Below are 21,813 nucleotides of genomic sequence, written 5' to 3'. Positions count from 1 at the left end.
GAGCTTGCCCGGCGCCCTTCGCTTCCCGCTTACCGCGGGATACCCAGCGCCTCGCGCTGGTGGTCGAAGAGCTGGTTGCCCGCGTTCTCGGCCAGCTCCAGCATGGCGTTGAGCTCGGCGCGGCTGAAGGAGCCCTTCTCGGCGGTGCCCTGCACCTCGATCAGGCTGCCGTCCTCGGCCATCACCACATTCATGTCGGTATCCGCCCCGCTGTCCTCGGGGTAGTCCAGATCCACCACCGGCATACCCTTGAAGAGCCCCACGGAGACCGAGCTCACCAGCTGCACGAAGGGGTCGCCCTTGATCAGCTTCTTGCGCTGCAGGTAGCGGATGGCGTCCACCAGCGCCACGCAGCCGCCGGTGATGGAGGCGGTGCGGGTGCCCCCATCGGCCTGGATGACGTCGCAATCCACGGTGATGGTGAACTCGCCGAGCTTCTTGAGGTTGAGCGACGCCCGCAGCGAGCGGCCGATCAGGCGCTGGATCTCCAGGGTGCGGCCGCCCTGCTTGCCGCGGGCCGCCTCGCGCCCGCCGCGGGTGTGGGTAGCGCGCGGCAGCATGCCGTACTCGGCGGTCACCCAGCCCTGGCCCTTGCCGCGCAGCCAGCGCGGCACGCCAGGCTCGACGCTGGCGTTGCACAGCACCTTGGTATCGCCGAACTCCACCAGCACCGACCCCTCGGCGTGGCGGGTGTAGTCGCGGGTCAGGCGGATCTCGCGGGGCTGCTCGGGCGCACGGCCGCTGGGGCGTCGAAACGGAGTGGACATATCACCTCTTTGGGTCGGGTCTGAAACGCACGGGAATCATGGCTGGCGGTCATTCTACACCCTTGGGCAGCCGCATCGGCGAATCGGGTACACTCGGCCTATTCGACACTTCTGTCCGTTCATCCGCGTCACCCCGGAGTCCTCGCCATGGTCCACAGCATGACCGCCTTCGCCCGCCAGGAGCACGCCGCCGACTGGGGCAGCCTGCAGCTCGAGCTGCGTTCGGTGAACCAGCGCTATCTGGAGCCCCACTTCCGCCTGCCGGAGAGCCTGCGCGACCTGGAACCGATCTTCCGCGAGGCGCTGCGTAGCCGCCTGGCCCGCGGCAAGGTGGAGGTGAGCCTGCGCTTCGAGGCCGCCGGGGCGGCCGAGGGCCTCAGCGTGAACGCGACGCGGCTGGCGCACCTCGCCCGCGTCCTGGGCGAGGTGCGCCAGGCCGTGGCCGATGCCACCCCGCCCGATGCCCTGGCGCTGCTCGACTACCCCGGCGTGCTGGAGAGCCGCGGCCCCGACCCCGAGAGCGTCAAGGCCGCGGCGCTGGCCCTGTTTCAGGCCGCGCTGGATGACCTGATGGCCGGCCGCGCCCGGGAGGGCGAGAAGCTCGCCGAGCTGATCCGCGAGCGGCTCGTCGCCATCGAGGCCCTGGTGGCCGAAGTGCGCAGCCTGCTGCCGCAGATACGGGAGCGCCAGCGCAGCCTGCTGCTGGAGCGCCTGGAGGCGGTCAAGAGCGAGCTCGACCCCCAGCGCCTGGAGGCCGAACTGACCCTGCTGGCCCAGAAGGCCGACGTGGACGAGGAGCTCGACCGCCTGGCCACCCATGTGGCCGAGGTGGAGCGCCAGCTCAAGCAGAAGGGCCCGGTGGGCCGGCGCCTGGACTTCCTGATGCAGGAGCTCAACCGCGAGGCCAACACCCTCTCCTCGAAGTCGGTGGTGGCCAGCACCACTCGCTGCGCGGTGGAGCTCAAGGTGCTGATCGAGCAGATGAGGGAGCAGATCCAGAACATCGAGTGATTTCTACGCTCTTCCGTGAAAATCCACAAACCATTATTTTTAATATGAAATCTACAGGCTCTTGTCTACGGTTGTCTACGAAAATCTAGCTTAAGCCCGCGCCAAGTGGGGAGTACAATGGGGAGTACAGGGGGGTACTCCCCACCAAAAAGGCGAAAAAACCTATGGGTACTCCCCACTTCAAACGCCGACTGCTAGCCATCACCCCTCATAAGCAGAGCGCCAGGCTGGCGAAAAAACAAGGAAAATCTATTATAAACAGAAGATTATTAACAACTCTCCTGCCTGCTTCTCGCAATATTCAAACCATCGTTTCAAATATTTTTAGCTGTGCTTGGAGGGGCCCATGGGGAGCTTAACTGCCAAGAAGGTCCAGTCCCTGATCAAGGACGGCACGCCAGGGCGCTACAGCGACGGGAACGGCCTCTACCTCAAGGTCCCCAGGAAAGGCGCCCCCTACTGGATGCACCGGTACACGCTCGCCGGAAAGCGTCGAGAGCTGACGCTGGACAAGTGCGATGACCTTTCCCTGGCCGATGCTCGCCTGAAGGCAGCAGAAGCCCAGAAGGCCATTCGTGACGGCGTCGACCCCATCGAAGAGCGAAAGCGGCAAGAGCAGATCCTGATCCACACCGTCAGGGAGTTGTTCGATGACTGGTACCACGACCTGGAGAAGCGCCTGAAGCACCCCCGCATCCCGAAGCGCATCTTCGAAAAGGAGGTCGCCCCGTCCATTGGGCACCAGGCCCTGGAGAACGTCACCCCCATGGACGTGCGCGGCATCATCCGCAAGGTTGCCAGCAGCGGGCGCCCGGCCATCGCCAATGACACCCTGATGTACCTGAAGCAGCTGTTCAATCACGCCATCAAGCTGGGGCTACTCACCTACAACCCGGCAGCGGCCTTCAGCGTCAACGACGCAGGCGGCATCGAGAGAAGCCGTGACCGCGCCCTCACCGTCGATGAGATCCACCAGGTCTTTCAAATCTTCAGGGACAACCGGGAGAGCTTCACCCGCGACAACTACCTCGCCTGCGCGCTGCTGCTCGTCCTGGGGGTGCGCAAGACCGAGCTGACCGAGGCCCAGTGGTCAGAATTTGACCTACAGGGTAAACGATGGAACCTCTCCGGCGAGCGAAGCAAGACAGGCCGGGGTATTGCCATCCCCCTGCCTCCACACGCTGTCAGCTGGCTGGAAGAGCTCAAGATCCGCGCCTGTGGCTCGCCCTACGTCTTCCCTAGCCGCCGCAGCAGCAAGCGGCCACACATGGGCAAGGACACCCTGAATCGCGCCATTGCAAAGCTGTTCGGCAAGGAGCCCGGCAAGAAGCAGCAGCCGGAGAACAGGATGGGCGACATCGCCGAGTTCACGGTGCATGACCTACGCCGCACCTGCCGAAGCCTGCTGGCCGCCGCTGGCGTCCCAGGCCATGTCGCCGAGCGCTGCCTGAACCACAAGCTCAGGGGCATCGAGGGCGTCTACGACCGTCACGACTACTTCGAAGAGCGCAAGGAAGCCCTGGAGAAGGTGGCAGCGCTGGTTGAACCTGCCATCGACGTAAAGCGACAAATGCACGCGGAAGACACCGGAGAGGTTGCGACAACATAAACGCTCCTCTCAGCCTGACAAGCCCTGCTCACACCCTAGTTGACAAAACTGACCTATTTTCGGCTATAGTTGCGGAAGCCATCCATGGAGTATGCTGCCGATGTCGAGCCAGATCGAAGGTTTCTTAGCTAACCAGCTTCCTATCTGCTACCAGTTGCACATTCCAGCAGCTCTCAAGACTGCGTATGAGACAGCAGCTCGAATAGCGAAGGAAGAACCAGTTTTTTCCATGATGTCTGCTAAGGACAACCATGGAAGACTCGTTTCGTGGGCAACAGACTTTGCAATCCTTAGGCTCATAAAATCTGGCTCTTGGCCATTCGATTACAAATGGGAAACATTCGATAAGCCTACTGGTCGCTTCCTACAAGTCGTGCTTCCAGAATCTACGTTATCAATAAGTCAGGTAAAAAACAGGCATCACCCTCCTAGAAAGGTTGGTTTTCGGGAAAATGCCGCACTCTCTAACCAGCCTTATCTTTTTCCGACAATGGAAGAAGAGAGAATGCAAATTTTTGGACTTCCCTCCTTCATACTCATCCATGGCCATCAAGGATTAAAATTTGCTCATATTGGAATGAGCAAACCTGGGCAAAAATCTTGGATGTACAGGACAGGAAATTTGCTAGAGCTACCCAAAGAGGTTGGTGACAGCGACGTTCCACCAGTTGAACATACCGAAGAATCTGTCCTAATGTTAAAAGAGGACATAATGAAGTGGCGTAGAGATAATGGTTAAAAAAGTTGTCTCAATCAAAAGCAATGGGGCGGAGCTAGCTAAGCGTCGCATAATTCCTGAGCGCTTAATCAAGGCCAGAAAATTTGCACGCCTAACCCAAACAGATTTAGCCTCTAAAATTGGCGTTACCAGGCAATCCGTTTCAGCTTACGAACAGGGGGCCAAGTCCCCAGATAGCCAAACATTATTTTCATTAGCAAAAGCCTTGGATCAGCCTTTGCAATACTTCACAGGAGAAATGCCTGAGCCAATCGGCCCGTTCAGTGTAAAAACTTTTCGGGCTTTCGGCGCCTCTACGAGACGACGCAATGATCAGTGTGAAGTTCTTTCAGAATGGATTTCTTCCATAGTTTCACTGTACCAAAAATTCATAAATTTCCCAAAATTTCACCCCCCACACATAACTCCAGACCTACCTAATGGAAGGTATTCATTCGAAAATATCGAGGAAATCGCCGACTCTTTAAGAAAACAATGGGGGTTGGGGAGCGGGCCCATTGGAAACGTTATAAGACTTGTTGAGGCCAAAGGAATAATAGTTTCCCACCTCCCTATCTCCGAAGAAAGAATAAACGCTTTCTCTTTCTGGAGCGGGGATCAGCCTTTTATCTTCATGGCTTCTGACAGCACAACTGCTGTCAGAACTCGGTTCGACATTGCCCACGAGCTTGGTCACCTAATACTTCACCAAGGAATCAGCGAAGAAGAACTTGAGGACAAAAAAACACTCAAGCAAATTGAAGCTGAAGCAAACAGGTTTGGAAGCGCCTTCTTGATGCCTGCAAAATCTTACATAAACGAAGTATATACAACTCGCCTGGATGCCTTTATACCATTAAAACAACGCTGGCTTACCTCTATCGCATCCCAAGTATATCGCTGCAGTGACTTAGAAATATTCTCCAGCGATCAGGTATTAAACCTGAGAAAGCAAATAAGCGCCAGAAAATGGAGAACTCACGAGCCGCTGGATAACGAGATAAAAAATGAGAAACCGGAGCTTCTTAAGAAAGCTGCAACCATGCTTATAGAAAACAAAATTATGTCAAAACAAGACCTAACCCAAGAAATAAAATTTAACCCTACGACAATCGAATTTTTATCCAACCTGCCTCCCGGATTTCTGCATGAACGCTCAGCAGAAAGCACAGTAGCAAAGCTTGAATTAAAGTAGAAAAAAGCCGCAGCTGATTGCTGCGGCTTATACGTTCCGACATCACCACCCTCTCTTGCACAGCCACTTTATTGGTGAGAAAACCACAAATACCATCGCACCTTACCTGTCGGGTCCCGTGTGATTGATTACCCGCTTGGTAAATAACTCTGGTCGCTTGGCCTGCCACGGCAGTGAGGGCGCGGCGTGCGAAACGCGTGGTCATGGCAATGTCCTCGATTGTTGTTGTGACGGTCATGGTGATGATTGGCTGGTGCGACGTTCAGCGGTGATGAGGCCTGGGCCTCGGTGGGCCGGCTGTCGCCCGGGGGGACGGCAGCCAGGAGGGGTGGGTATTCATGCCCGGGTCATGTCCAGAGCAACGTCGACGATCATGTCCTCCTGGCCGCCGACCATCCTGCGGCGACCGAGCTCCACCAGGATATCGACGGTCCTGAGGCCGTAGCGCTCGGCGGCCGCCTCGGCGTGGCGCAGGAAGCTGGAGTAGACCCCGGCATAGCCCAGCGCCAGAGTCTCGCGGTCGACCCGCACCGGGCGGTCCTGCAGAGGGCGCACGATGTCGTCGGCGGCGTCCATCAGGGTGTAGAGATCACAGCCGTGGCGCCAGCCGAGGCGGTCGGCATTGGCGATGAACACCTCCAGCGGGGCATTGCCGGCGCCGGCGCCCATGCCGGCCAGGCTGGCGTCGATCCTGTCGCAGCCTTCCTCCACGGCCACGATGGAGTTGGCGACTCCCAGGCCCAGGTTGTGGTGGGCATGCATGCCGGTTCGGGTCGCCGGGTCGAGAGCGTCCTTGAGCGCCCGGAAGCGGTCTCGCACGCCGTCCATGGTCAGGGCACCGCCGGAGTCGACCACGTAGATGGTCTGGGCCCCGAACTGCTCCATCAGCTTGGCCTGCTCGGCCAGGCCCCTGGGCGTCTGCATGTGGCTCATCATCAGGAAGCCGACGGTATCCATGCCGAGCTTGCGGGCGTGCTCGATATGCTGTCGAGAGACGTCGGCCTCGGTGCAGTGGGTGGCAATGCGCGCCCCCCGGGCCCCGGCGCCATAGGCGGCGTCCAGGTCATGTACGGTGCCGATCCCCGGCAACAGCAGGGTGGTGATGAGGGCATGCTCGACCACCTCGGCCGCTGCCGCGATCCAGGCGAGATCGGTATGAGCACCGAAGCCGTAGTTGAAGCTGGATCCCTGCAGACCATCGCCGTGGGCGACCTCGATGGAGTCGACCCGGGCCTCGTCCAGGGCGCGGGCGATGCGCCTGACGTCATCGAGGCTGTACTGGTGGCGAACCGCATGGCTGCCATCACGCAGGGTGACATCGGAGATATAGAGCGTCTTGCCGATGCGGTCAGGGGATGTCATGGCGGTTCACTTCAGACGGTGGTGCCCAGCAGGCGGGTCTCGGCGAGGCGCTCGGCGCAGGCCTTGGCGGCAGAGGTCATGATGTCCAGGTTGCCGGCGTAGGCGGGCAGGTAGTGGGCCGCCCCCTCGACTTCCAGATAGATGGAGGTCTTGAGTCCGCTGACGCGGCCGATCCCCTCTATCGTCAGCGGTGCTGACTCGGGAATCTCCTCGAACTGGACCCGTTGCTTGAGGCGGTAGCCGGGAACGTACTGCTGCACTGTGCGGGCCATCGCCGCCACGGAGGCCTCGATGGCGCCCCGGTCAGCGGGTCGTGAGAGCACGAAGATGGAGTCGCGCATCAGCAACGGTGGCTCGGCCGGGTTGAGGATGATGATTGCCTTGCCGCGTTGCGCTCCGCCGCACGCCTCAATGGCTCTGGCGGTGGTCTCGGTGAATTCGTCGATATTGGCTCGGGTGCCGGGGCCGGCGGACCGGCTGGCGATGGAGGCGACGATCTCCGCGTAGTACACAGGGGTCACCCGGGAGACCGCAGCGACCATGGGGATGGTGGCCTGGCCGCCGCAGGTCACCATGTTGAGGTTGGGAGCGGCGAGGTGAGCGTCAAGGTTGATCGGTGGGACCACGTAGGGGCCGATGGCCGCCGGGGTCAGATCGATGACCTTGATGCCGTGTGCCTGGAGCCGCGCGCTGTGACCCGGGTGGCTCGCTGCCGAGGTGGCATCGAAGGCGATCCTGATCTCATCGAAGCCGGGCATGGCCAGCAGCCCGTCGATGCCTTCGGCGGTAGCAGGCACGCCAAGCGCCCTAGCGCGGGTCAGACCGTCGGAGGCCGGGTCGATGCCGACCATGGCGCCCATTTCCAGGTGCTCGCCGTGGCGGTGGATCTTGATCATCAGATCGGTGCCGATATTGCCGGAGCCGATGATGGCGACCTTGACGCGCTGTGTCATGGGGCTGCCTCGTGACCGGGACGGGGTGTCAGAGAAATGTCGAACATACTCTGCATTTGTTCAACATAAACTTTCGTATGTATCGACGAGGCCCCTGCACTGGCCTTAGTGTCGATCGGGTCAGGAACCCGAGGACGCCACCCGAGACTCCCTCGGCGGCACGAACAGGAGCAACTCCCATGTCACCCAACAACAAGAATGATCGTCGCCCGCTACGCTCGGCCGAGTGGTTCGGTACCAACGACAAGAACGGTTTCATGTACCGCAGTTGGATGCGCAATCAGGGCATTCCCGATCACGAATTCCAGGGCAAGCCGGTCATCGGTATCTGCAATACCTGGTCGGAGCTGACCCCCTGCAACGCCCATTTCCGCAAGCTGGCGGAGCACGTCAAGAAGGGGGTGCTGGAGGCGGGAGGCTTTCCCGTGGAGTTTCCGGTGTTCTCCAACGGTGAGTCCAACCTCAGGCCGACGGCAATGTTCACCCGCAACCTCGCCAGCATGGACGTAGAGGAGGCGATTCGCGGCAATCCCGTGGATGCGGTCGTGTTGCTGGTAGGGTGCGACAAGACCACCCCGGCGTTGCTGATGGGGGCGGCATCCTGTGACATTCCCACCATCGTGGTCAGCGGTGGGCCGATGCTCAACGGCAAGCATCAGGGCAAGGACATCGGTTCCGGCACCGTGGTCTGGCAGCTCTCCGAGGACGTCAAGGCCGGCCGGATCTCGCTGCACGATTTCATGGCGGCCGAGGCCGGCATGTCACGCTCCGCGGGAACCTGCAACACCATGGGAACGGCCTCCACCATGGCCTCCATGGCCGAGGCGCTGGGGACTTCCCTACCGCATAATGCGGCCATTCCGGCGGTCGACTCCCGTCGCTACGTGCTGGCCCATCTCTCTGGCATGCGTATCGTCGAGATGGTGGAGGAGGGGCTCGACCTGTCGCGGGTGCTGACGCGCGAGGCGTTCGAGAATGCCATCCGCGTCAATGCAGCCATCGGCGGTTCCACCAATGCGGTGATTCACCTCAAGGCGATCGCCGGGCGCATCGGGGTCGACCTTGACCTCGAGGACTGGACACAGATTGGCCGCGGGACACCGACTATCGTTGACCTCCAGCCCTCCGGCCGTTTCCTGATGGAGGACTTCTACTATGCTGGCGGATTGCCGGCCGTGCTGCGTCGGCTCGGCGAGGCGGGGCGCCTGCCGCATCCCGGGGCTCTGACCGTCAACGGACATTCGCTCTGGGACAATGTCCGGGAGGCGCCGATCTACAACGATGAGGTGGTGCGTCCTCTCGACAATCCGCTCTGCGCCGACGGCAGCATGAGCATCCTGCGTGGCAATCTGGCACCCAACGGCGCAGTACTCAAGCCGTCGGCGGCGACCCCCGAACTGATGACACATCGTGGTCAGGCGGTGGTCTTCCAGGATTTCGACGACTACAAGGCCCGTATCGACGATCCCGACCTGGCGGTGACCGCCGACAGTGTCCTGGTGTTGCGCAACTGCGGCCCGCGGGGCTATCAGGGGATGGCCGAAGTGGGCAACATGGGCTTGCCGTCCAAGCTGCTCGAGCAGGGGGTCACCGACATGGTGCGCATCTCGGATGCGCGCATGAGCGGCACGGCCTACGGTACCGTGGTGCTTCACGTGGCTCCTGAGGCCGCTGCCGGCGGACCCCTGGCGGCGGTTCGCGACGGTGACTGGATCGAGCTGGACTGCGAGACGGGACGCTTGCACCTGGAGGTAAGCGACGATGAGATCGCCGCTCGCCTGGCCGAGCGCGATCCGACCGAGGAATCCCGGCTGATCGCCCGTCAGGGCGGCTACCGACAGCTCTACATCGAGCACGTGCTGCAGGCTGACGAGGGCTGCGACTTCGACTTCCTGGTGGGCAAGCGGGGAGCGCAGGTACCACGACACTCCCACTGAGACAAGGCCACGACATGCCGTTGCCATCACTCCTTACCCAGGCCGGGCGGTGTCGCCCGGCCTGACGCCTTCCCGCCTCGCCCCTTTCCGGGCGAGGCCAGTCACCGCCTGTCGGGCAATATCCGGCCCGGGTTCATCAGCCCGGCCGGGTCGAACAGTGCCTTGATGCCTTCCACCAGTTCCCGCTCCACCGGCGAGAGGCGCGCCAGGTAGGCGGCCTGCTTGGTGCGGCCGATGCCATGCTCGGCGCTGAGGCTGCCGCCGAACTGATCGAGGATATCGAAGAGCAGGGTCTCCAGGTCATGGAGGTGGGCCTTCTTCTGCGCTTCGGCCAGCCTCGCCGGCGGCAGGATGTTGAAGTGCAGGTTGCCATCGCCGACGTGGCCGTAGGCGATGATCTCGCAGTCGGGGGAGCGTTCATGGATCGCTCGGCTGGCCCGCGTCACGAAGTCGGGGATCGCCGAGATGGGCACCGAGATATCGGTGCGCAGGTGTTCGCCGCGCCGCCGCTGTCCCTCCAGCATGCTCTCGCGGAACTGCCATAGCCTTGACGCCTGGGCGTCGCTGGAGGCCAGTGCGCCGTCCCTGATCAGGTCGGCCTCCATGCCGTGGGCCAGCAGCCCCTCGAGCATGGCGTCCAGGTCCAGGGCGCCGCTCGCACTGACCTCCATCAGCACGTACCAGGGGTGGGGCGCGTCCAGCGGATCGGTTAGCTCGGGGGTGGCCTCCATGGCGAGCTCCAGGCAGCGCCGGGGGATCAACTCGAAGGCGCTGAGCAGGTCGCAGCACTCGCGCCGTGCACGGCCGTAGAGGGCAATCACCGCTTCCACCGAGGGCAGCCCGAGCAGTGCCGTGCGGCTCTGAATGGCGCGGGGCGAGAGCTTGAGCACCGCGCCGGTAACAATGCCCAGCGTCCCCTCGCTGCCGAGGAACAGCTGGGCGAGGGCATAGCCGCGGTTGTCCTTGTGCAGGGCGGTCAGGCCGTCCCAGACCCGGCCGTCGGGGAGCACCACCTCCAGCCCCAGCACCAGCTGACGCATCATCCCGTGGCGCAGCACGTTGAGGCCGCCGGCGTTGGTGGCGATGTTGCCGCCGATCTGGCAGCTGCCCTGGGCGCCCAGCGAGAGCGGGAAGTCGCAGTCGTGCTCGTCGGCCGCCTGCTTGACGGTCTCCAGGATGCAGCCGGCGTCCACCGTCATGGTGAAGTTGACCGGGTCGATGTCGCGGATCCGGTCCAGGCGCTCCAGGCTGATCACCAGCTCGCCGCCGTCGGCGGCGGGCAGGGCGCCGGCCACCAGGCCGCTGTGGCCGCCCTGGGGCGTCATGGCCACGCCATGGGCCCGGCAGAGTCGCACCGTCTCGGCCACCTCCGCGGTGGAGGCGGGGCGTGCCACCGCCAGGGGCAGGCCCAGGCGCTCTCCCGCCCAGTCGCTCAGGTAGCGGGCCATGGCCGCGGGGTCGCGCAGCAGGCCGCGCTCCCCGAGACACTGATGCAGGGCATCGAGCAGGTCGGCGTGCGGGCTCGGGTGGTCCATGTCACGTCTCCTCCTGCCAGGCGGAACCGTCGGGAAAGCGGTGCCGGGCCAGGGCGTCGGAGCGCATGGTGATGCTGTAGCCCGGCGCTTCGGGGACCCGGTAGCGACCGCGCTCGATCACCACCGGGTCGAGGAAGTGCTCGTGGAGGTGGTCGACATACTCCAGCACGCGCCCCTCGAGGCTGCCCGAGACGGCGATGTAGTCGAACAGCGAGAGGTGCTGGGTGTATTCGCACAGGCCCACACCGCCGCCGTGGGGGCAGACCGGCACGCCAAACTTAGCGGCCATCAGCATTACCAGGATCACCTCGTTGAGCCCGCCGAGGCGGGCGGCATCGAGCTGGCAGTAGTCCAGCGCCTCGGCCTGGAAGAACTGCTTGAACATCACCTTGTTGTGGCAGTGCTCGCCGCTGGCCACGCCGATGGGGGCCACGCGGTGGCGGATCTCGGCGTGGCCAAGGATGTCATCGGGACTGGTGGGCTCCTCGATCCACAGCGGGTCGAACTCGGCCAGACGGCGCATTTTCGCCACCGTCTCGTCCACCTCCCACACCTGGTTGGCATCCATCATCAGCACGTTGTCCCAGCCGATCTCCTCGCGCAGCAACGCGGCGCGGCGGGCATCCTCCTCGAGGTTGCCGCCGATCTTCTGCTTGAAGTGGGTCCAGCCCTCGGCCAGGGCCTCACGGGCAAGGCGGCGCACCTTGTCGTCGTCGTAGCCAAGCCAGCCCGCCGAGGTGGTGTAGCCGGGGTAGCCGTCGCGACGCATCTCGGCCTCGCGGTCGGCCTTGCCGGCCTGCTGCCGGCGAAGCAGCGCGATCGCCTCCTCCGGGGTGAGGGCGTCGGTGACGAAGCGGAAGTCGAGGCAGCGCACCAGCTGCTCCGGGGTCATGTCGGCCAGCAGCTTCCATACCGGCTTACCCTCGCGCTTGGCCCAGAGGTCCCAGAGGGCGTTGACGATGGCCGCAGTGGCCAGGTGGATGGCGCCCTTATCGGGACCGATCCAGCGCAGCTGGCTGTCGCCGGTGAACTCGTGCCAGAAGGCGCCCATGTTGTCGGTGATGGTGGCCAGGGAGCGCCCCTCGACCAGCGGCGCCAGCGAGCGCACCGCGGTGACGACGATCTCGTTCCCGCGGCCGATGGTGAAGGTCAGGCCGTGGCCCTCGGCCCCCCCGTCGTCGACGTGGAGGATCACATAGGTGGCGGAGTAGTCGGGCGCGGCGTTCATGGCGTCCGAGCCGTCCAGCGAGCGGGAGGTCGGGAAGCGGATGTCCTGGACCTCGACATGGGTGATGGTGGTCATCGGTGGCTCCGAATGGGGGGACGGCTCAGCGGTTTGCCAGGTGGCGCATCAGCTCGCGGATGCCGAAGGTCCAGGGCGGCAGCCGGTCGCTGCGGCCGACCGGATTGACCAGGGCGCCCAGCGCCGGGGTGGCGATGGTGACCCGGTCGCCGAGGTGGTGGGTGAAGCCCTGGCCCGGGCCATCGCGGTCCTGGATAGGCGAGAACATGGTGCCGAGGAACAGCATGAAGCCGTCCGGGTACTGGTGGTGGTCGCCGATGGTCTGGCGGACCAGGTCGAGCGGATCGCGGCTGATCTCGCGCATGTCGCTGGCCCCCTCGAGGCGGAAGCCGTCGTCCTCGCCCTCGATGCGCAGCGAGACCTGGCAGTGGCGCACGCTGTCGAGGGTGAAGCGCTCATCGAACAGGCGGATGAACGGGCCCAGGGCGCAGGAGGCGTTGTTGTCCTTGGCCTTGCCCAGCAGCAGGGCGCTGCGCCCTTCGATGTCGCGCAGGTTGACGTCGTTGCCCAGGGTGGCGCCCTTGACCCGGCCGCGGCTGTCCACGGCGAGCACGATCTCGGGCTCCGGGTTGTTCCAGCGCGAGGCGGGATGCAGGCCCACGGCGGTACCGAAGCCCACCGAGGAGAGCGGCTGGGCCTTGGTGAACACCTCGGCGTCCGGCCCGATGCCGACCTCCATGTACTGGGACCAGGCGCCCCGCGCCTGCAGGGCCTGCTTGAGGGCCATCGCCTCGTCGGACCCCGGGGTGATGCGCGACAGGTCGGTGCCGATCAGCGCCTGGAGCTCGTTGCGCAGCTCGGTGGCGCGGGCCGGGTCGCCGCCGGCCTGCTCCTCGATGACCCGCTCGAGCAGGCTGACCGCGAAGGTCACGCCGCAGGCCTTCACGGCGTGGAGGTCGCAGGGCGCCAGCAGGTAGGGCGCCCGGGCCGGGTTCGCCTGGGAGTTGGCAATCAGCTCCTCGAGGCGGCCCAGCGACGGCCCCTCGGCGTCGCGCACCACCGCCAGCGGATCGTCGTGTTCCAGCAGGTCGGCCATGGTCGGCCCATGGGCCGTGATGTCGATCACTTCCCCTGCGCGCACCGTGACCAGCGCCGGACCGGGGCGGTCGCCATCGCACCAGACGCGGCCGACCAGTCGTGCCTCGGTCAGGTCATGGGGAAGAGAGTCTGCAGCGGACAGGGGGTTCATCGGCGCCTCCGGGTCGGCGAACTGGCGGTTGGTCCGCCAGCGCCTATCATGTTATTGATGTTGTGCTGTATGACAGGTATGCCATCTGTGACTCACTCTAGCGCACCCTCCGGTTTCGGGTCGATAGGCAATCGCCAGGCGGCGAGCAGGGCGCCAGGACAGTGGGTCGTTCATCACGCCAGCCTTCAGGAGAGTGGCATGTTCGACGAGTGGAAGGGCAAGCGGGTATTGATTACCGGCGCCAGCCGGGGGATCGGCGCAGCGGTCGCCAGACAGCTGGGGGCCCTAGGGGCCCGGGTGGCGGTGCACTATCACAGCAGCCAGTCGCCGGCCGATGAGGTGGTGGCGGCGATCCGTGAGGCCGGTGGCGAGGCCTTCACGGTCAAGGGCGACGTGAGCCGCGCCGGCGAGGCGGCGCGGATCGTCGATGAGGCCGCCAGCGGGCTCGGCGGGCTGGACGTGCTGATCAACAACGCCGGCGACATGCTGGGCCGCGTTTCGCTGGACGAGATGGACGATGCCCAGTACGACCGGGTGATGGACCTCAACGCGCGCTCCGTGGTCATGGCAAGCCGGGCGGCGCTGCCCCATTTCCGCCGCCAGGGGAGCGGCAACATCATCCATACCACCTCCATCGCCGCGCGCAACGGCGGGGGACTCGGCGCCGGCCTCTACGCCTCGGCCAAGGGCTTCGTCAGCACCCTGACCCGCAACATGGCCAAGGAACTGGCCGGCGAGAACATCCGTGTCAATGGCGTGGCACCCGGTACCATCGCCACCGATTTCCATGGCCGCCACTCCAACGAGGACCACCTGGCGGCAGCCCGCGCTTCGATCCCCATGGGCCGGCTGGGCACCTCGGAGGAGTGCGTGGGGGCCTATCTATTCCTGGCCACCGATGCGCTGAGCGGCTATGTCACCGGGCAGGTGATCGAGGTCAACGGCGGGCAGTTGATGCCATGAGCACCGCGACCCGATTCGATATCGCCATCACCATGGGCGACCCGGCCGGGATTGGCCCCGAGATCATCTGCCGAGCGCTGGCGGCCATGACGCCTGGCGAGCGCGCCACCACCCTGGTGGTCGGCGACCCTGCCATCTATCGCCGCGCCGCCGACATGCTGGGGGCCGAGCTGAGCTTCGCCCCCCTCGATGACCCGGCGGCGCCGGCGGACAGTGTCGCGGTGGCGGTGGTGGAGCACCCCGCGGGCGAGGCGATCCCCGACGGGCAGATCAGCGCCGCCGCCGGCGACATGGCCTTTCGCTGCGTGAAGGCGGCGGTGGAGCTGGTGCAGGCGGGGCGTGCCGGGGTGATCGTCACCGCCCCCCTCAACAAGGCGGCATTGCACGCCGCCGGCCACCACTACGACGGCCACACCGGCATGTTGGCGGCGCTGACCGGGGCGCCGTCCTCGTTCATGCTGCTGGCCTCCGAGACGCTCTCGACCCTGCATGTCTCTACCCATGTGTCGCTGCGCGAGGCGATCGAGCGGGTCACCCCCGAGCGCATCACTGCGACGGTCAAGGCGGGGCACACGCACCTGGTCAAGCTCGGCATGGCGTCGCCGCGCATCGCGGTGGCCGGGCTCAACCCCCACTGCGGCGAGGGCGGCATCTTCGGTGACGAGGACGACCGGATCATCGCCCCGACGGTGCGAGCGCTGCGCGAGGCCGGGCTAGACGTGCGCGGTCCGATCTCGGCGGACACCGTCTTCTACCGGGCGAGCCGCGGCGAGTTCGACCTGGTGGTGGCCCAGTACCACGACCAGGGCCATATCCCGGTGAAGCTGATCGCCTTCGACACCACGGTCAACGTCAGCCTCGGCCTGCCGATCCAGCGCACTTCGGTGGACCACGGCACGGCCTTCGATATCGCCTGGCAGGGGCGGGCGGATGCCACCAACCTGGGATCGGCCATCGCCTATGCCCGTCGGCTGGTAGCAGGAAACCGGGCATGAGTCGCTGTCGGGTGGCAATCATTGCCGACGACCTGACTGGGGCGCTGGATGCGGCTGCGCCTTTCGCCGCGCGCGGTGCCACGACCCGGGTGGTGATTGCGCTGGAGCAGCTCGAGGCGGCGCTGGAGGCCTGGAAGGACGCGCTGCCCGAGGTGATCGCGGTCAACACCGAGTCGCGCCACCTGGCGCCGGGGCCCGCCGCTGCCAGAGTGGCATGGGCGGCTCGCTGCCTGGCGCGCGCGGCGCCCGAGCGGTGGTTCAAGAAGATCGATTCGACCCTGCGGGGGCAGGTGGTGGCCGAAACCCTGGCGCTTAGAAAGGCCACCGGTCGGCGCCTACTGGTAGCCCCGGCAGTGCCGGCGCAGGGGCGCACCGTGTGCAATGCCGAAGTGCATGTGGAGGGGGTTCCCCTGGCCGCGACGGCCTATGGCCAGGATGCGCGGTCGGCACCGCCGCTGGGGCCGCTGGACACCTTGTATGCGGTCGAGGGGGTGTCCCTGAGCCGCCATCGACCGTTGTCCGAGGGACCTTTGCCGACCGACGACTGCGTCTGCGATGCCGTCAACCAGGCCGATCTGAGTTACGCCTACCGGATCATGGTCGGCGAGCCTTCGCGCTGGCTGGCGGTGGGTGCCGCCGGGCTGGCGACGGTCATGGCACAGCATCTGTTCGGCCGCCTCCGGGGGCTCAAGGTGTCGCTGTCTCGCTGTCAGCACCGCCTCTACGCGGTGGGGTCGAGAAGTCCCCGCGCCGCCGCGCAGCTTGCCCTGCTGCGAGCCTCTGCCCCGGAACTACCGGTCTGCCAGGCCTTGTCACCCCAAGCTACCGCGCCTGACCGCATGGAAGCGGGGATCCTGGTACCCGGTCCGGGCACCGGCGAGGAGACGGCCGAGGCCGTGGCCGTGGCGATGGGAGAGCAAGTCGCTCGTGTGGTGGCCCTCTGGCCGGAGGGGGCAGGACTGCTGTTGCTGACCGGAGGCGATATCGCCATGGCGGCGCTGCAGCGGCTCGGGGTGGTGTCGATCGAGGTCATGGCCGAATGGGCGCCCGGTGTGCCCCTGGGGCGCCTGGATGGCGACCCGAATCGACTGGTCATCACCAAGGCCGGCGGGTTCGGTGAACCGGAGCTTTTGGGGGCGCTCGAGCGAGTGCTGCCGGCCGCGGGGCTTGCCCCGGGGCGCTATGACCAAAGTTGACGATCGCGGCAGTTGCGCTGCCATCCGTGAGCGTCTAGCTTGGTCACTGGTGGTATGATACGTATACAGCAAGACACTTGTCTTCAGGAGAACAACAAGATGACTCATTCACGCCAACGCAAGCTCGTCCGCCTGGTATCCCTGACACTGCTGGCCTCCAGCATCGGCATGGCCGGGATGGCTCAGGCGCAGCAGAGCCTTCGTTTTGCCCACGTCTACGAGACCTCCGAACCCTTCCACAAGTGGGCCGAGTGGGCTGCAGAGCAGATCAAGGAGCGCACCGAAGGGCGCTACACCATGCAGGTCCATCCGGCCTCGTCGCTCGGCAAGGAAGAGGACATCAACGAGGGCCTCGAGCTCGGGACCGTGGATGTGATCTATACGGGGACCCAGTTCGCCGGCCGCTCCTATGGGCCGATCGGTATTGCCGGGGCTGCCTACATGTTCCGCGATTTCGATCACTGGCAGGCCTACGCCGACAGCGATCTCTTCCAGGAGATCGCCGATGGTTACCAGAACGCGACTGGCAACGTACCAATCGCACTCAACTACTACGGCGAGCGTCATGTGACTTCCAACAAGCCCATCAACACGCCGGAGGACATGCAGAACCTGCGAATCCGCGTACCGAATGCGCCTCTCTACATGATGTTCCCACGTGCGGCCGGCGCCAACCCGACGCCGATCGCCTTCGACGAGGTCTACCTGGCCCTGCAGCAGGGTGTGGTGGATGCTCAGGAGAACCCGCTGCCGACGATCCGCGCCAAGGCATTTCACGAAGTCCAGGACTACATCAACCTGACCGGGCACATCACCGATTCACTGATCACCATCGTGGGGGGGCCGCGTTGGAACCGTCTCTCCGAAGAGGATCGCGAGATCTTCCGCGACGTGTTTGAGGAAGCGGCACGCAACAACACTGCCGAGATCGTCCAGGCCGAGCAGGATCTGGTCGCCTGGTTCGAGGAGCAGGGCAATACCGTGCTCCAGGTGGATCGCACCCCCTTCCGTGACGTGGTGATCCCGCACCACCTCGGTGACGCGGCCACCTGGGACGAGGACACCTACAACCGCCTGCAGGCCATCGGCCAGTAATCCCTTCCCTTTCCCGTTCGCGATCGCCTGCACCGCCCGGCTGCCTGGGCGGTGCAGGCAAGGAGGCTTGCCATGTCCGATCAACCCGAGGGCCAGGGACCCGTCATCGATTTCGAGGCTGCCTTCGAGGACGACGACAGTTTCTATTTCTCCGACCATGCCATCGAGGACTACATCACCCTCGTGGTCTTCTGGGCGCTTATCTTCGTTGTCTTTCTGCAGTTCTTCACCCGCTACGTCCTAGGTGACTCCACCACCTGGACGGAGGAGATCGCCCGCTACCTGCTGATCCTGGTCGGCTTCATCGGTAGCGTGATGGCCGTCCGCAAGGGCAGCCACATCATGGTGGAGTTCTTCTATCACTACATGCCGCCCTGGCTGGTCAGGATCCTCAATCTTGCGGTCGACCTGACCTGTGTCGCCTTCTATACGATGCTGGCCTGGGTGACGTACCAATTGGCAGGACGCACCGGCGGCATGATGGTGTCGGTGGATGTGCCCAAGAGCGTGCTGTACTACGCCGTCTGCATCGCCTTCGTGCTGATGGCGATGCGAGGCATGCAACGCATGGTGAAGCATTACCTGTCGGCGCCGCGCCGACTCTAACCGAATCGCGCCGCCCTCCAACAACGACAACGCTGCAAGAGGCCATGCATGTCCCGACTCACCGTGATGCGTTGGCACAAACCCATCGTGACTCCGTCGCTGTCGCTGCTCGCCGTACTCGGCTGCGTGATACTGGCGGTGATGGGCTACCACCTCTCGTTTCTGTTCTTCGCGCTTTTCACCATGCTGGTGCTGGGCGTTCCGATCGCAGTCAGCCTGGCGGGTTCCTGTCTGCTGTTCGTGCTGATCAGCGGGCAGGTACCGAACGTGGTCATCGCCCACCGCATGATCAACGGCATCGACAGCTTTCCGCTGCTGGCGATTCCCTTCTTCATCTTCGCCGGCAGCCTGATGAACAATGCCGGCATCACCGAACGCATCTTCAACTTCGCCAAGGCGTTGATGGGCTGGATGCGCGGTGGCCTGGGGCATGTCAATGTCGGGGCGAGCATCGTCTTCTCCGGGATGTCTGGCGCCGCGGTGGCCGACGCCGGTGGCCTCGGCATGATCGAGGTGAAGGCGATGAAGGATGCCGGCTACGACGAGGAGTTCGCCGTCGGTATCACCGCGGCCTCCTCAACCATCGGGCCGATCATTCCCCCAAGCCTGCCGATGGTCATCTATGGCGTGATGGCCTCGGCCTCGGTCGGGCAGCTGTTTGCGGCCGGCCTGATTCCCGGCCTGCTGATGGGCGGCATGCTGATGGGAATGATCTTCCTGATCGCCCGTCGCCGCGGCTACCAGCGCGATGCAGACTTCTCGTTCCGGGTGCTGGGGTACACGTTTTCACGGGCGTTTCTCTCGCTGCTGACGCCGGTGATCATCGTAGGCGGCATCATTACCGGTGCCTTCACGCCCACCGAGGCCGCGGTGGCAGCGGTCTTCTACGCGCTCGTCCTCGGCGTGGTGGTCTATCGCACCCTGACGTGGCGCAAGCTGCTGCGGGTGAGCATGGAGACCATCGAGACCACGGCGGTGATCCTGTTCATCGTCTCGGCAGCGTCGATCTTCGCCTGGATCCTGACCAGCAACCAGGTCACCCAATCCGTGATCGCTCTGCTCGGGCCCTTCGCCGACAGCAAGGTGGCGGTGCTGATGATGAGCAACATCGTACTGATCATCGTCGGCTGCTTCATGGAGACCATTGCCGCCATCACCATCCTGGTGCCGGTGCTGCTGCCGCTGGCCGTCGCCGTGGGCGTCGACCCGGTGCACTTCGGGGTGATCATGGTGCTCAACCTGATGATAGGCCTGTTGACACCGCCGGTGGGGATGGTGCTCTACGTGCTGTCGCGGGTCTCCAACGTCAGCTTCGAGCGCTGCATGCGCGGTACCATCCCGTTCCTGATTCCGCTGGTGATCTGCCTGCTGCTGGTGACCTTCATTCCGTCGCTTTCCATGTGGCTGCCCACCCTGGTCTACCGCTGATAGAACCCGAGGTCCCAGATGATGAACGATACCCGGCATGACATCCGACGGCAGGATATCCGTGTGACGGTCGACGACCTCGAGCGCTTCATGGGCGAGGTGTTGAGGCGGGCGGGGGCAGATGAAGCGTCCTCGGCCGCCGTGACCCGCGCCCTGGTCACCGCTTCACGGATGGGCACCGACAGCCATGGTCTGCGGCTGCTGCCCCACTATATCCGTGCGCTCGAGGGGGGGCGGATCAAGGGGGCGCCCAAGATGCGCTTCACCCGCCGCCTGCCGGCCACCGGCATCTTTGACGCCGACAATGGCTTTGGCCACCTGGCTGGCTATGCGGCCATGGCGCATGCAGTGGAGATGGCCGAGGAGATAGGTGTGGGCGCGGTGGCGGTGGGGCACTCCTCACACTTCGGCGCCGCCGGCTGCTACGCCCTGGCCGCCGCCGAGCGCGGCTTGATCGGCCTCTCCTTCTGCAACTCGGATCCCTTCGTGCTGCTACACGAGGGCCTGTCGCCCTTCCATGGCACCAACCCGATCGCCTTCGCCGCGCCGGTGGAAGGGCAGTCGCCGTACCTGCTGGACATGGCGACAAGCGCGGTGCCGTGGAACCGCGTGCAACAGTACGGCGCCATCGGGCGCGAGCTGCCTGACCAGGTTGCCGCCGATGCCCGGGGTCACGTGACCCGAGTGCCGGCCGAGGTGGCGGCCCTGCTGCCGCTGGGCGGCAGCGACTTTGGCTTCAAGGGAGCGGGGCTCGGCGGCATGGTCGAGGTGCTGAGCTCGACGCTCTCCGGCATGCTCAACGGCTTTCGGCTGCTGCCCATGGGCGGGCCGGACATGTCGACGCCTCGCGGGGTGGGCCACTTCTTCCTGGCGCTCAACCCGGCGGCCTTCGTCGACCGGGCGACCTTCGCGGCCTGCCTGGCCGAGTACCTGGCCGATCTGCGCAGTCAGCCGGCGGTTGATGGGGGCGAGGTGCTGGCCCCCGGGGATCGTGAGTGGCGCTGCCAAGCGCAACGCGATGTCGAGGGGATTCCCCTCGATAGTGCTAATCAGGTTGCCTACGCGACGCTGGCCGAGTCTCTGGATGTGCCGCCGCTGCGGTATCTGACCTGAGCGGGGCAGGGCCAAAATGCGGTAAGATAGTCACACAGAACACCGGTTCACCAGGAGAATCAGCCCATGTCTCGATATCGGATCGAGCGCAAGACGCTTTCCGAGCAGGTCGCCGAGCAGCTCGAGGCGGATATCCTCGACGGGCGGCTTGGCGAGAACGACCAGCTGCCCTCCGAGCGCGAGCTGATGGAGCAGTTCGGGGTCGGGCGCCCGGCCGTGCGTGAGGCGCTGTTCCATCTGCAGCAGCTCGGGCTCATCGCTATCAATAGCGGGACCCGCGCCAGGGTGATCCGGCCCACCGCCGAGGCGGTGATGGCGAGGCTCTCCGGGGTGACCCGCCAACTGCTCTCCAAGCCCCACGGCCAGCAGTACTTCCAGGAGGCAAGAGCGCTGTTCGAGATCTCGCTGGCCCGCTATGCGGCCCGCCAGGCCGGCGACGAGGACCTGGCGCGGCTGCGCGAGGCGCTGCAGGAGAACCGTGACGCGGTGGGCGACGAGGCGCGCTTCAAGCGTTCCGACAACGACTTCCACGGCGTGCTGGCGAGCATCGCTCGCAACCCCATCTTCGACGCCATCCACGTGGCGCTCTCCGAATGGCTCGACGACCGTCGCGCTCAGGTGCTGCAGCAGAAGGATGAGGACAAGGCGGCACTGGCGGCGCACATCGAGATCGTCGAGGCGATCGAGTCCCGCGACCCGGATGCCGCCGAGGCGGCCATGCGCCGCCACCTGGATCGCCACTACGGCACCTACATGCAGCTCAAGAAGCGCCTTTCCGACGCGGGATAGTCCGCCCGTTCGCCATGAGGAACGAGAAGGCCCGCCCCTCAGGGGGCGG

General features: G+C 64.6%; 19 protein-coding genes. 13 read left to right on the top strand and 6 right to left on the bottom strand.

Annotated features, from left to right (window positions below; genetic code table 11):
* Window positions 1-29: 29 nt before the first annotated feature.
* The gene (rph, locus tag D1793_RS04875; protein WP_119021144.1) at window positions 30-767 is read right to left on the bottom strand and encodes a ribonuclease PH; all 738 of its coding nucleotides are present in this window, start codon (window positions 765-767) and stop codon (window positions 30-32) included.
* A gap of 147 nt (window positions 768-914) precedes the next feature.
* Between rph and D1793_RS04870 the strand changes: the two genes are divergently transcribed.
* The 4 genes from D1793_RS04870 to D1793_RS04860 all read left to right on the top strand — a co-directional run bounded on the left by D1793_RS04870 (window position 915) and on the right by D1793_RS04860 (window position 5,300).
* Complete coding sequence (locus tag D1793_RS04870) at window positions 915-1,778, top strand: YicC/YloC family endoribonuclease (protein ID WP_119021143.1); 864 nt, start codon at window positions 915-917, stop codon at window positions 1,776-1,778.
* Window positions 1,779-2,124: 346 nt separating this feature from the next.
* Window positions 2,125-3,387, top strand: a complete 1,263-nt coding sequence (locus D1793_RS04865; RefSeq protein ID WP_119021142.1) for a site-specific integrase — start codon at window positions 2,125-2,127, stop codon at window positions 3,385-3,387.
* A gap of 100 nt (window positions 3,388-3,487) precedes the next feature.
* Window positions 3,488-4,126: a hypothetical protein gene (locus D1793_RS19365; RefSeq protein ID WP_162899908.1), complete on the top strand. Its 639-nt coding sequence runs from the start codon at window positions 3,488-3,490 to the stop codon at window positions 4,124-4,126.
* Window positions 4,119-5,300 carry an XRE family transcriptional regulator gene (locus D1793_RS04860; protein WP_119021141.1) on the top strand — a complete coding sequence of 394 codons (1,182 nt, stop codon included), beginning with the start codon at window positions 4,119-4,121 and terminating at the stop codon, window positions 5,298-5,300. Before D1793_RS19365 ends, D1793_RS04860 begins: the two co-directional genes overlap by 8 nt.
* Window positions 5,301-5,636: 336 nt before the next feature.
* On the opposite strand, the gene dmpG is transcribed toward D1793_RS04860, so the two are convergent.
* Window positions 5,637-6,662, bottom strand: coding sequence for a 4-hydroxy-2-oxovalerate aldolase (gene dmpG / locus D1793_RS04855; protein ID WP_119021140.1), 1,026 nt, complete (start codon window positions 6,660-6,662; stop codon window positions 5,637-5,639).
* Between the two features lie 11 nt (window positions 6,663-6,673).
* Complete coding sequence (locus D1793_RS04850) at window positions 6,674-7,615, bottom strand: acetaldehyde dehydrogenase (acetylating) (RefSeq protein WP_119021139.1); 942 nt, start codon at window positions 7,613-7,615, stop codon at window positions 6,674-6,676.
* A gap of 179 nt (window positions 7,616-7,794) precedes the next feature.
* On the opposite strand from D1793_RS04850, the gene D1793_RS04845 reads away from it, so the two are divergent.
* Window positions 7,795-9,552, top strand: a complete 1,758-nt coding sequence (locus D1793_RS04845) for an IlvD/Edd family dehydratase (RefSeq protein ID WP_119021138.1) — start codon at window positions 7,795-7,797, stop codon at window positions 9,550-9,552.
* A gap of 101 nt (window positions 9,553-9,653) precedes the next feature.
* On the opposite strand, the gene D1793_RS04840 is transcribed toward D1793_RS04845, so the two are convergent.
* From D1793_RS04840 to D1793_RS04830, 3 genes are read right to left on the bottom strand one after another with little or no spacing between them, the layout of a single operon-like run.
* Window positions 9,654-11,087 (bottom strand): FAD-binding oxidoreductase, encoded by a 1,434-nt coding sequence (locus D1793_RS04840; RefSeq protein ID WP_119021137.1) that lies wholly within the window; start codon window positions 11,085-11,087, stop codon window positions 9,654-9,656.
* Window position 11,088: 1 nt separating this feature from the next.
* Complete coding sequence (locus D1793_RS04835) at window positions 11,089-12,390, bottom strand: L-fuconate dehydratase (protein ID WP_119021136.1); 1,302 nt, start codon at window positions 12,388-12,390, stop codon at window positions 11,089-11,091.
* Window positions 12,391-12,415: 25 nt separating this feature from the next.
* Window positions 12,416-13,579, bottom strand: a complete 1,164-nt coding sequence (locus D1793_RS04830; RefSeq protein ID WP_119021135.1) for a fumarylacetoacetate hydrolase family protein — start codon at window positions 13,577-13,579, stop codon at window positions 12,416-12,418.
* A gap of 198 nt (window positions 13,580-13,777) precedes the next feature.
* Between D1793_RS04830 and D1793_RS04825 the strand changes: the two genes are divergently transcribed.
* From D1793_RS04825 to nanR, 8 genes are all read left to right on the top strand, one after another.
* Window positions 13,778-14,542 (top strand): SDR family oxidoreductase, encoded by a 765-nt coding sequence (locus D1793_RS04825; protein ID WP_119021134.1) that lies wholly within the window; start codon window positions 13,778-13,780, stop codon window positions 14,540-14,542.
* Window positions 14,539-15,537, top strand: coding sequence for a 4-hydroxythreonine-4-phosphate dehydrogenase PdxA (pdxA, locus tag D1793_RS04820; protein ID WP_119021133.1), 999 nt, complete (start codon window positions 14,539-14,541; stop codon window positions 15,535-15,537). The genes D1793_RS04825 and pdxA overlap by 4 nt, the downstream gene beginning before the upstream one ends.
* Entirely contained in the window at window positions 15,534-16,733 is a 1,200-nt protein-coding gene (locus D1793_RS04815; protein ID WP_119021132.1) for a four-carbon acid sugar kinase family protein, read from the top strand. The genes pdxA and D1793_RS04815 overlap by 4 nt, the downstream gene beginning before the upstream one ends.
* A gap of 99 nt (window positions 16,734-16,832) precedes the next feature.
* Window positions 16,833-17,828 (top strand): sialic acid TRAP transporter substrate-binding protein SiaP, encoded by a 996-nt coding sequence (locus D1793_RS04810; protein WP_119021131.1) that lies wholly within the window; start codon window positions 16,833-16,835, stop codon window positions 17,826-17,828.
* Between the two features lie 72 nt (window positions 17,829-17,900).
* Window positions 17,901-18,434, top strand: coding sequence for a TRAP transporter small permease (locus D1793_RS04805; protein ID WP_119021130.1), 534 nt, complete (start codon window positions 17,901-17,903; stop codon window positions 18,432-18,434).
* A gap of 48 nt (window positions 18,435-18,482) precedes the next feature.
* On the top strand, window positions 18,483-19,862 hold the full coding sequence (locus D1793_RS04800) for a TRAP transporter large permease (RefSeq protein WP_119021129.1): 1,380 nt from the start codon (window positions 18,483-18,485) through the stop codon (window positions 19,860-19,862).
* 63 nt (window positions 19,863-19,925) lie between these two features.
* The gene (locus D1793_RS04795) at window positions 19,926-20,975 is read left to right on the top strand and encodes an Ldh family oxidoreductase (RefSeq protein ID WP_240407776.1); all 1,050 of its coding nucleotides are present in this window, start codon (window positions 19,926-19,928) and stop codon (window positions 20,973-20,975) included.
* A gap of 66 nt (window positions 20,976-21,041) precedes the next feature.
* Window positions 21,042-21,764, top strand: a complete 723-nt coding sequence (gene nanR, locus D1793_RS04790) for a transcriptional regulator NanR (RefSeq protein ID WP_119021128.1) — start codon at window positions 21,042-21,044, stop codon at window positions 21,762-21,764.
* Window positions 21,765-21,813 lie beyond the last annotated feature (49 nt).

Source organism: Halomonas sp. JS92-SW72 (assembly GCF_003547075.1).
Classification (GTDB): domain Bacteria; phylum Pseudomonadota; class Gammaproteobacteria; order Pseudomonadales; family Halomonadaceae; genus Halomonas; species Halomonas alkalicola.
This window is presented reverse-complemented; position numbering and strand designations above follow the sequence as displayed.